The organism is Pseudoalteromonas sp. SG44-5 (assembly GCF_014164175.1).
GTDB classification, from domain to species: Bacteria; Pseudomonadota; Gammaproteobacteria; order Enterobacterales; family Alteromonadaceae; genus Pseudoalteromonas; species Pseudoalteromonas nigrifaciens.
Genome location: NZ_JACJES010000040.1, coordinates 1 through 9389, shown reverse-complemented (window position 1 = coordinate 9389; position 9389 = coordinate 1). Strand labels below are relative to the sequence as shown.

The following is a 9389-nucleotide window of genomic DNA, read 5'->3' as shown; positions in this document are numbered from 1 at the left end:
TCTAGGTTCTAGGTTCTAGGTTCTAGGTTCTAGGTTCTAGGTTCTAGGTAATCATAAACAAAAAAGGCTGCACAAGGCAGCCTTTTTATTATACTCAACTTAAATGAACCTAAATTGAGCAGTTAGGTTATTAACCTACATTTTTACGCGCGTTGCGGAACATACGCATCCACGGGCTATCTTCTCGCCACTCATCTGGGTGCCAAGAGTTAGCAACAGCACGGAATACGCGCTCAGGATGCGGCATCATTACTGTTGCACGTCCATCGGTTGAGGTAATACCTGTAATCCCTTCTGGCGAGCCATTTGGATTTGCTGGGTATTGCGTTGTAGGATTACCGTAGTTATCTACAAACTTAACCGCTACAGTACCCGAGTCTAATGCTGCTTTAACTGCGTTATCGTTTGCAAATTCAGCATGACCTTCACCGTGCGATACTGCAATTGGCATACGCGAACCAGCCATACCATTAAAGAATACCGATGGATTTTCTTGTATTTCTACTAAGCTAAAACGTGCTTCAAAACGCTCTGACTTATTCGTTACAAAACGTGGCCAATGCTCAGTACCTGGGATCAACTCTTTTAAAGTAGATAACATTTGGCAACCGTTACACACACCTAAACTAAAGGTATCTTCACGGTGGAAAAAGCTTTGGAACTGTTCACGCGCCATGTCGTTAAACAATATCGACTTAGCCCAACCTTCGCCTGCACCTAATACGTCACCGTAAGAGAAACCACCACATGCCACTAAGCCTTTAAACTGCTCAAGCGATAAACGCCCTTCTAGAATATCGCTCATGTGTACATCAATGGCAGCAAAACCAGCACGATTAAATGCGGCAGCCATTTCTAGATGAGAGTTAACTCCTTGCTCACGTAAAATAGCCATTGGTGGTTTAGCGCCCGTTGCAATATACGGTGCTGCTATATCTTCGTTTAAGTCAAAGTTTAACTTAACGTTTAAGCCAGGATCTTTAACATCAAATTTGGCATCAAACTCTTGCTTAGCGCACTCAGGGTTATCGCGACGCGCCTGCATTTGATACGTTGTTTCTGCCCACATAGTACGCAGCTCTGTACGCGTGTTACTCAGCACGGTATTTTTACCACGGTTAAATACAATCGCATCGTCGCTATTAAGCGTGCCTATAATATGGCTGATTGTCGCTAAGCCATGATCTTTAAGTACCGCATTAACTGCATCTAAATCACTATTAGCCACTTGAATAACAGCGCCAAGCTCTTCGTTGTAAAGCGCTTCAATGTCGTTGCCTGTTAAGCCATTAATATCAACAGTTACACCTGTGTGGCCAGCAAATGCCATTTCGGCAACTGTGGTAAATAAACCACCGTCTGAACGGTCATGATAAGCAAGTAACTTACTATCAGCTACCAATACTTGCATGGCGTTATAAAAGCCTTTTAATAACTCTGGGCTATCAACATCAGGCGTTATATCACCTAATTGCTTATAAACCTGCGCTAAGCTTGATGCGCCCATGCGGTTTTTACCCGCACCTAAGTCAACTAAAATAAGTGATGTTTCGCCTTTGTCGGTACGTAGCTGCGGTGTCACTGTTTTACGTACATCGTCAACACGGCCAAAGGCAGTGATAATTAACGATAGCGGTGATGTTACTGATTTCTCTTGTGAATCACCTTCATCTTTCCATGTCGTTTTCATCGACATAGAATCTTTACCTACTGGAATTGTTAAACCAAGCGCTGGGCAAAGTTCTTCACCTATGGCTTTTACTGCTTCATATAAACCAGCATCTTCACCAGGGTGACCCGCTGCTGCCATCCAGTTAGCCGAAAGCTTAATATTTTCAAGGCTACCAATATTTGCACAGGCAATATTTGTTAACGACTCTGCCACAGCTAAACGCGCCGATGCAGCGTAATTTAATAGCGCTGCAGGAGTGCGCTCGCCCAACGACATAGCTTCACCATGGTAAGTATCGTATGTAGCAGCAGTTACAGCACAGTTAGCCACAGGCACTTGCCAAGGGCCAACCATTTGGTCGCGCGCTACTAAGCCTGTTACCGAGCGATCGCCAATTGTAATAAGGAAGGTTTTTTCTGCAATGGTTGGTAAGCGCAATAAACGCTGCGCCGCATCTGCTACATTAATATTTGTAACATCAAGTGCTTTACCTACAACCTGCTTTGAGGTTACATCGCGATGCATTTTAGGTGCTTTACCTAATAATACGTCTAGTGGTAAATCAACAGGGTTATTATCAAAGTGGCTATCGGCAACCGTTAGGTGTGGCTCAGCAGTCGCTTCGCCTATTACCGCGTACTGTGCTCGTTCGCGCTTACAAATAGCTTCAAAACGGTCAAAATCTTCAACACCTACGGCAAGTACATAACGCTCTTGCGATTCGTTACACCAAATTTCGTGTGGTGCCATACCTGGCTCATCATTTGGAATATCGCGTAGTTGAAACTTACCACCACGGCCACCGTCATTTACTAGTTCAGGAAATGCGTTTGATAAACCACCGGCGCCCACATCGTGAATAAACGCAATTGGGTTTTCATCACCTAGCTGCCAACATTTGTCGATAACTTCTTGGCAACGACGTTCCATTTCTGGGTTTTCGCGTTGTACTGAAGCAAAATCTAAATCTTCATTTGATTGCCCAGACGCCATGCTTGATGCTGCACCGCCGCCTAAACCTATGTTCATTGCTGGGCCACCTAAAGCAATGAGCTTAGCACCAACAGGAATTTCACCTTTTTGTACATGGTCTGTGCGAATATTACCTAAACCACCGGCAAGCATAATTGGTTTGTGGTAACCACGTACCTCAAGGCCATTATGGCTTGTCACTTGCTCTTCATAGGTACGAAAGTAACCTAACAAGTTAGGACGGCCAAACTCATTATTAAATGCAGCGCCGCCAAGCGGCCCTTCAGTCATAATATCCAAAGCGGTAACAATACGCCCAGGTTTACCAAAATCACTTTCCCACGGTTGCTCGTAACCAGGAATACGTAAGTTAGAAACAGTAAAGCCAACTAAACCAGCTTTAGGCTTAGAACCACGGCCAGTAGCACCTTCATCACGTATTTCACCACCTGAGCCTGTAGCAGCACCTGAAAATGGCGCTATGGCGGTTGGGTGATTATGAGTTTCAACTTTCATTAGTATTTCGATGTCTTCTTGATGATACGCATATTCACCTTGCGCATTGGGGAAGAAGCGCCCCGCTTTTGAGCCTTTCATTACCGCGGCATTGTCTTTATATGCCGACAATACATTTTCAGGGTTTTTCTCAAAAGTATTTTTAATCATCTTGAACAGCGACTTTGGCTGCTCTTCACCATCGATTGTCCAGTCTGCATTAAATATTTTATGACGACAATGCTCTGAGTTTGCTTGGGCAAACATAAACAATTCGATATCGTTAGGATTACGGCCTAACTTTATAAAGTTTTCTACTAGGTAATCTATTTCGTCATCTGCAAGGGCAAAACCTTGTTCAACGTTAGCAATTGCAAGCGCTTCTCGCCCACCACTTAAAATGTCTACAGATGACATTTGACGCGGTGCATCACTGCGAAATAGTTGCGCAGCATCCTCAAACTGGCTATGTGTTGCTTCGGTCATACGGTCATGTAATAACGCCGTTACTTGTAAAAGTTGCTCTGCGTTTAGCTCACCTTCAACATAATAAGCAATACCGCGTTCAACACGATGAACCTGCTTTAAGCCACAGTTATGGGCTATGTCGGTTGCTTTAGAAGCCCAAGGCGAAATAGTGCCAGGGCGAGGTGTTACTAATACAAGTTTACCTGCTGGGGTATGCTCAGCAATAGTTGGACCGTAGGTTAATAGTTTTTCAAGCTTGGTTTGCTCAGCGCTACTCAATGGCGATGTTAAGTCGGCAAAGTGCGCATATTCAGCATATACGTTGGTGACAGGAAGTTGCGATTGTTGGCAACGCGCTAAAATTTTATTAACTCTGAACTCTGAAAGTGCTGGTGCACCACGAAGGATCAACATAGATAATTTCATCCGGGGTTAGGGATTGAACGATATTTTAGGGCAACATTATAGTCTAAGTAGCACTTAGATTTAACTCATAATTTCGCTTTTCATAAAATTAACTTTTTTTCTTTATTTACAGCCACTCGAAACGAATAAAACTAAACGCTAAGTGACGTAATGGCTAAGTTTTGTTATAACGGGGATTAGGGCGTTAAAGAGGCAAACAATGTTGAAAGAAAAACTAATCATAATTATTACTTTAGTTATGCTGTTGTGTGCATGCGATATACAAGAGCAGTCGACTCAACTTGCCCAAATAAAAGCGCAAAACAAAATTAGAGTGGGTACATTAGCCAGTGCCAGTAACTATTATCAGGCAGTACAAGGTGAGCAAGGCTTTGAATACGAGCTTTCTCAGGCCTTTGCAGACTATTTAGGTGTAGAGCTTGAAATAGTCCCATTTTTTAATTTATCAGACATGTTTGCACGCCTGCAAAGCGGTGATCTTGATTTAATTGCCTCAGGCCTTACCTATAATAAAACACGTGCACAACAATATCGTTTTGGCCCTACCTACCGAACCATTAGTCAAAAACTAGTGTATAAACAAGGTATAGAGCGACCACGCGACTATGATGATTTAACTGGTAATCTCATGGTTATAGCTAAAAGTAGTCACTCACTTACTTTACAAAAAGTAAAAAAAAGCAATCCAGAACTTAACTGGAGCGAAACCGAAGAATTTGACGAAGAAGAGTTACTACAAGCCGTTATTGATGGCGAAATAGATTACACTTTAGCCGACACCCATACGTTATCGTTATTTCGTCGTTATCACCCTAATTTAAGTATTGGTTTTTCAATTACGCATAACGACCCGATCGCGTGGATGCTGCGTAAATCAAATGACGATTCGCTTTATGCTTTATTAGTCCCTTTTTTTGGTGAAGCAAAACAAAATAATCAACTTTATGTACTTGAAGAAAAATACTTTGGTCACGTTCGTCAATTTAACTACGTAAATACACTTGCCTATATTGAAGCAATAAAAGAAACACTGCCTAAATACCAACCATGGTTTGAACAATATGCAGGAACACTTGATTGGCGTTTACTCGCAGCATTAAGCTATCAAGAGTCTATGTGGAACCCGCGAGCAAAATCCCCAACTGGGGTGCGAGGAATTATGATGCTAACCCGTAATACAGCTAAGCAGGTTGGGGTTACTAATAGGCTAGAGCCAGAGCAAAATATTCGCGGTGGCGCAAAATACTTAAGTAAACTAATTAAACGTATCCCTGATCGTATTCCACAACCAGACAGAACCTGGCTCGCACTTGCTGCGTATAATGTAGGCTGGGGACATGTAAACGACGCACGAATTATTACTAAACAACAAGGCGCAAGCCCTGATAAGTGGGCCGATGTTAAAAAGCGCTTACCATTACTAATTAAAAAACGTTACTACCGAAAAACGCGTTATGGCTATTCTCGTGGTGATGTTGCGGTGAGCTATGTTGATAATATTCGCCGTTATTACGATGCCCTAGTTTGGCTTGATGAAAATAACGCAATAGAAGAAAAACCAGAAGCACCTGTAGTTGCCCCTAAAATTGGGGATGAGGTTGAAGCAAAATAGTAAACTGACAAACGATAATAATAACAACTAATTCATTACTCTAAGTAAATACGCCCTGGGTAATTAAAAAACTGTTTACTTGTCATCAAATGTTCAATAATGTGTGTTAATTATATATTCACATTAATTAATGATAAACATCTGAGTAATTTGGATATAATTTGTGCATTTCTCATTATTGCATTAGGAGAAAACATGCTAAAACGTAAACGCACGCAAAGATTCAAACGAAAAACAATTAACTCAACAGCAACTCGACGCCGCGTTATGCTGCGTAATTTACATAAAAAAATAATTTGGCGCCGCCGAATGTTTGCAATGCAAAAAATGGCAGAGCTAGATGCTTTAATGGCAGCAAGTTAAAGTTCATTGCTATTACGAGCAGCCTTTTTGGCTGCCTTAATTTGCGCTCTTCTGCGCTTAAAAAAGTCAGATATAATAGTAGCGCACTGCCCCTCTAGTACACCACCTAATACCTCCACCTGATGATTTAGCTTAGGCTCTTGCAACAAATTCATAATCGAGCCAGCAGATCCTGTTTTAGCATCGGCAGCACCAAACACTAAACGCTTAATTCTACTGTGCACTAATAACCCCGCGCACATAGAGCATGGCTCTAAGGTCACATAAAGCGTGCAATCAATTAAACGATAATTATTAAGTGCTTTACCGCCTTTACGTACAGCCATCATTTCAGCATGAGCTGATGGGTCATTATCAGTAATAGAACGGTTATACCCTGCAGCAACAAGCTGATTGTCTTTAACAAGAATGGCACCAACAGGGATCTCATCTAGTTGTTCTGCTTGCTTTGCGTACGTTAACGCTTGTTGCATCCAATAGTTGTCATCAAATCGTTCGTTCATTGAAGCTACTTTAATTATTTTTTATGCATGAATTATATCAAGTTAGCTAATTAAAGTGCGTAATTACGGCATTTATTGCAAAAATAAAACAAATTAAAACGGTTTATCGTGGCTCCTAAGGGGGGATTCGCGCTATAATCTCACGCTTTTTTTATTTAGCTCACAATACGGGTAGCAAATGAAATTTCCTGGACGTCGCAGGCATAAACATTATTTTCCAGTGGAAGCCAAAGATCCACTAACTAATCAACTTAACGCCACAGAAAGATTACACAGTAGCTATATTACCGGAATCGATCAGATTGTTGTCGATATCGAAGCCAAGGTCGATCAAGCTTTCCTTGATGAATTTAAGCTGCAACGAGGCATGTCACAAGTTATAGATAGTGACGTCACTAACGCCTTATATGAGCGTTTAAAGCTACATGAAATGGTTGACTACGAGTATGCTGGCGGAACCGTTGGTAATACTATGCACAACTATTCAGTACTTGCCGATGACAGATCTGTGCTATTGGGCGTAATGAGTGAAAACATAAATATAGGCAGTTATGCTTATCGTTTTTTATGTAATACCTCAAGCCGCGTAGATTTAGATTATTTACAACCAGTAGATGGGCCAATTGGTCGCTGCTTTACACTAATTGATGAAACTGGTGAGCGAACCTTTGCTATAAGTGCAGGGTTAATGAACCACTTACGCCCTGAATCTATCGATAAAAGCCTTATTGAAAATTCTTCCGCGTTGGTGATCAGTGCTTATTTAATGCGCACTCAAGGCGCAGAAACCATGACAGAAGCCACCATACAAGCGGTTAAATACGCTAATGATGCTGGTGTACCTGTGGTACTTACACTTGGAACTAAATTCTTAATTGAACAAGATCCAACCTGGTGGGCTAACTTTGTTGAAAAGCATGTCGATATTCTTGCAATGAACGAAGAGGAAGGCTTGGCAATTACTGGTTTTGAAGATCCCCTTTTAGCAGCTGATAAAGCGCTTGATTGGGTCGACTTAGTAATTTGTACTGCCGGTGAAAAAGGCTTATTCATGGCAGGTTACGTTGACGAGCAATTAAAACGCGAAACCGAGTACACATTATTACCTGGTGCAATTCCAGATTTTAATCGTTATGAGTTCTCACGTGCTATGCGCAAAGCTGACTGTGATGATCCAATTAGAGCCTATAGCCACACAGCCCCATTTATGGGTGGCCCTGATTCAATCAAAAACACCAATGGTGCTGGTGATTGTGCGCTTGCGGCGGTTTTACATGATTTATCTGCCAATGTTTATCATAAAATAAACGTCAGTAACTCAGCAAAACACCAGCAAAAAGCAATTACCTACTCGTCATTATCACAAATAAGTAAATACGCTAACAGAGCAAGCTTTGAAGTATTAGTGCAGCACTCTCCTCGCTTATCTCGTGGTTTACCAGAGCGCGAAGATTGCCTCGAACTAGTCTACTGGGATAAATAAGATTTTAAGGAGCAATAGCTCCTTAAAATATTGAAATGTCGAGTTTTTTTGATAGCAGCTCTAATGCTGCTATTCCCGCCACCGAGTTGCCAAAAGAGTTTAACCCTGGTGACCATACCGCAACAGTAAATTTATTAGGTAATACCGCTAAAACCGTACCAGACACCCCAGATTTCCCCGGCATACCTACCCTATAACCAAAGTCACCTGCTGCATCATATAAACCACTGGTAAAGAGTAAAGAGTTAAGCTGCTTAGTTTGACGGCTCGGTAACACCCGTTTACCTGAAGTGTTATCAATCCCATTATTAGCTAAAAAATTATACGCTTTTGCCAGTTCAATACAATTTAGTTCAATAGCACAAAAGTTAAAGTAAGCCCAAAGCACATCATCCACTTCATTTTCAAAGTTACCAAATGACTTCATTAAATGCCCCATAGCCGCATTTCTATGCCTAAACTCATATTCTGAGTTTGCTACCTTTTTATCTATTGCTATACACCTATTCCCCGATAAAGCCCGAAATGTTTCAAGCATAGTATGCATAGGAGCCGATAAGCGACTGTATAAAGCATCGCAGGTTACAATCGCACCTGCATTAATAAATGGGTTACGAGGTATGCCTTTTTCAAATTCCAACTGAGTAAGCGAATTAAATGCAGTTCCTGATGGCTCTTTCCCCACGCGATGCCACAGCTCATCACCATAACGTTGTAATGCTAACGTTAATGTCATTACTTTTGATACAGATTGAATAGTAAATTGTTGCGTACAATCACCCGCACAAAATGTTTCGCCTGAGGTAGTGTAAATAGCAATAGAAAATTGTTCGGGATCAACCTCTGCCAACGCCGGAATATAATCGGCCACTTTACCTTGTGATAATAAGGGAGCTACCTCTTGGGTTATGTCATTCAATACTTGTTGATAATCAGTAGTAGGCAATAGAAACCTCAATTACACGGTTATATAAAGCAGAATTTTAGCATGCAAGCAGTAAGTACGCTTTCACTTTTTAAATAGCTTGTGCTTACTTTATAAATTCTAAAAAGCAAAAAACCCGTTACATTACTGTAACGGGTTTCTTTAATTTAAATCCTGGCAATGTCCTACTTTCACATAGCAAATGCTACACTATCATCGGCGCTGTTTCGTTTCACTACTGAGTTCGGCATGGGGTCAGGTGGGTCCAAAACGCTATTGTTACCAAGAAAATTCGTTTCAATTTTCTTATTTTTATAATTTATTCAATTTAAAGTCTCTCGACTAAATTTGGAGCCTGGCAATGTCCTACTTTCACATAGCAAATGCTACACTATCATCGGCGCTGTTTCGTTTCACTACTGAGTTCGGCATGGGGTCAGGTGGGTCCAAAACGCTATTGTTACCAAGCA

General features: G+C 41.4%; 6 protein-coding genes and 2 rRNA genes. 3 read left to right on the top strand and 5 right to left on the bottom strand.

All coding sequences use genetic code 11. The annotated features are described in order from the left end of the window. Window positions 1-130 precede the first annotated feature (130 nt). Window positions 131-4021: a phosphoribosylformylglycinamidine synthase gene (gene purL, locus H5079_RS17850; RefSeq protein WP_089368671.1), complete on the bottom strand. Its 3891-nt coding sequence runs from the start codon at window positions 4019-4021 to the stop codon at window positions 131-133. A gap of 211 nt (window positions 4022-4232) precedes the next feature. On the opposite strand from purL, the gene mltF reads away from it, so the two are divergent. Both mltF and H5079_RS17840 read left to right on the top strand, forming a co-directional pair. Then, a complete protein-coding gene (gene mltF / locus H5079_RS17845; RefSeq protein WP_011328988.1) occupies window positions 4233-5645 on the top strand; it encodes a membrane-bound lytic murein transglycosylase MltF in 1413 nt (470 codons plus the stop codon). Between the two features lie 195 nt (window positions 5646-5840). Continuing rightward, entirely contained in the window at window positions 5841-6008 is a 168-nt protein-coding gene (locus H5079_RS17840; protein ID WP_167376939.1) for a hypothetical protein, read from the top strand. Here H5079_RS17840 and tadA read toward each other — a convergent pair. Next, window positions 6005-6511: a tRNA adenosine(34) deaminase TadA gene (gene tadA, locus H5079_RS17835; protein ID WP_089368672.1), complete on the bottom strand. Its 507-nt coding sequence runs from the start codon at window positions 6509-6511 to the stop codon at window positions 6005-6007. The genes H5079_RS17840 and tadA overlap by 4 nt on opposite strands. Before the next feature lie 178 nt (window positions 6512-6689). On the opposite strand from tadA, the gene H5079_RS17830 reads away from it, so the two are divergent. After that, the gene (locus H5079_RS17830) at window positions 6690-7994 is read left to right on the top strand and encodes an inosine/guanosine kinase (protein ID WP_011328991.1); all 1305 of its coding nucleotides are present in this window, start codon (window positions 6690-6692) and stop codon (window positions 7992-7994) included. Window positions 7995-8016: 22 nt separating this feature from the next. Here H5079_RS17830 and glsB read toward each other — a convergent pair whose 3' ends face one another. The 3 genes from glsB to rrf (H5079_RS17815) all read right to left on the bottom strand — a co-directional run bounded on the left by glsB (window position 8017) and on the right by rrf (H5079_RS17815) (window position 9387). Continuing rightward, window positions 8017-8940: a glutaminase B gene (gene glsB / locus H5079_RS17825; protein ID WP_011328992.1), complete on the bottom strand. Its 924-nt coding sequence runs from the start codon at window positions 8938-8940 to the stop codon at window positions 8017-8019. Window positions 8941-9091: 151 nt separating this feature from the next. Beyond that, window positions 9092-9206, bottom strand: a 5S ribosomal RNA gene (gene rrf, locus H5079_RS17820). Window positions 9207-9272: 66 nt separating this feature from the next. Further along, window positions 9273-9387, bottom strand: a 5S ribosomal RNA gene (gene rrf, locus H5079_RS17815). Window positions 9388-9389 lie beyond the last annotated feature (2 nt).

What these genes read in the sequence shown, in the direction of transcription:
- purL (WP_089368671.1), bottom strand. Translation starts at nt 4,021, where the DNA reads ATGTTGATCCTTCGTGGTGCACCAGCACTTTCAGAGTTCAGAGTTAAT.
- mltF (WP_011328988.1), top strand. Translation starts at nt 4,233, where the DNA reads ATGTTGAAAGAAAAACTAATCATAATTATTACTTTAGTTATGCTGTTG.
- H5079_RS17840 (WP_167376939.1), top strand. Translation starts at nt 5,841, where the DNA reads ATGCTAAAACGTAAACGCACGCAAAGATTCAAACGAAAAACAATTAAC.
- tadA (WP_089368672.1), bottom strand. Translation starts at nt 6,511, where the DNA reads ATGAACGAACGATTTGATGACAACTATTGGATGCAACAAGCGTTAACG.
- H5079_RS17830 (WP_011328991.1), top strand. Translation starts at nt 6,690, where the DNA reads ATGAAATTTCCTGGACGTCGCAGGCATAAACATTATTTTCCAGTGGAA.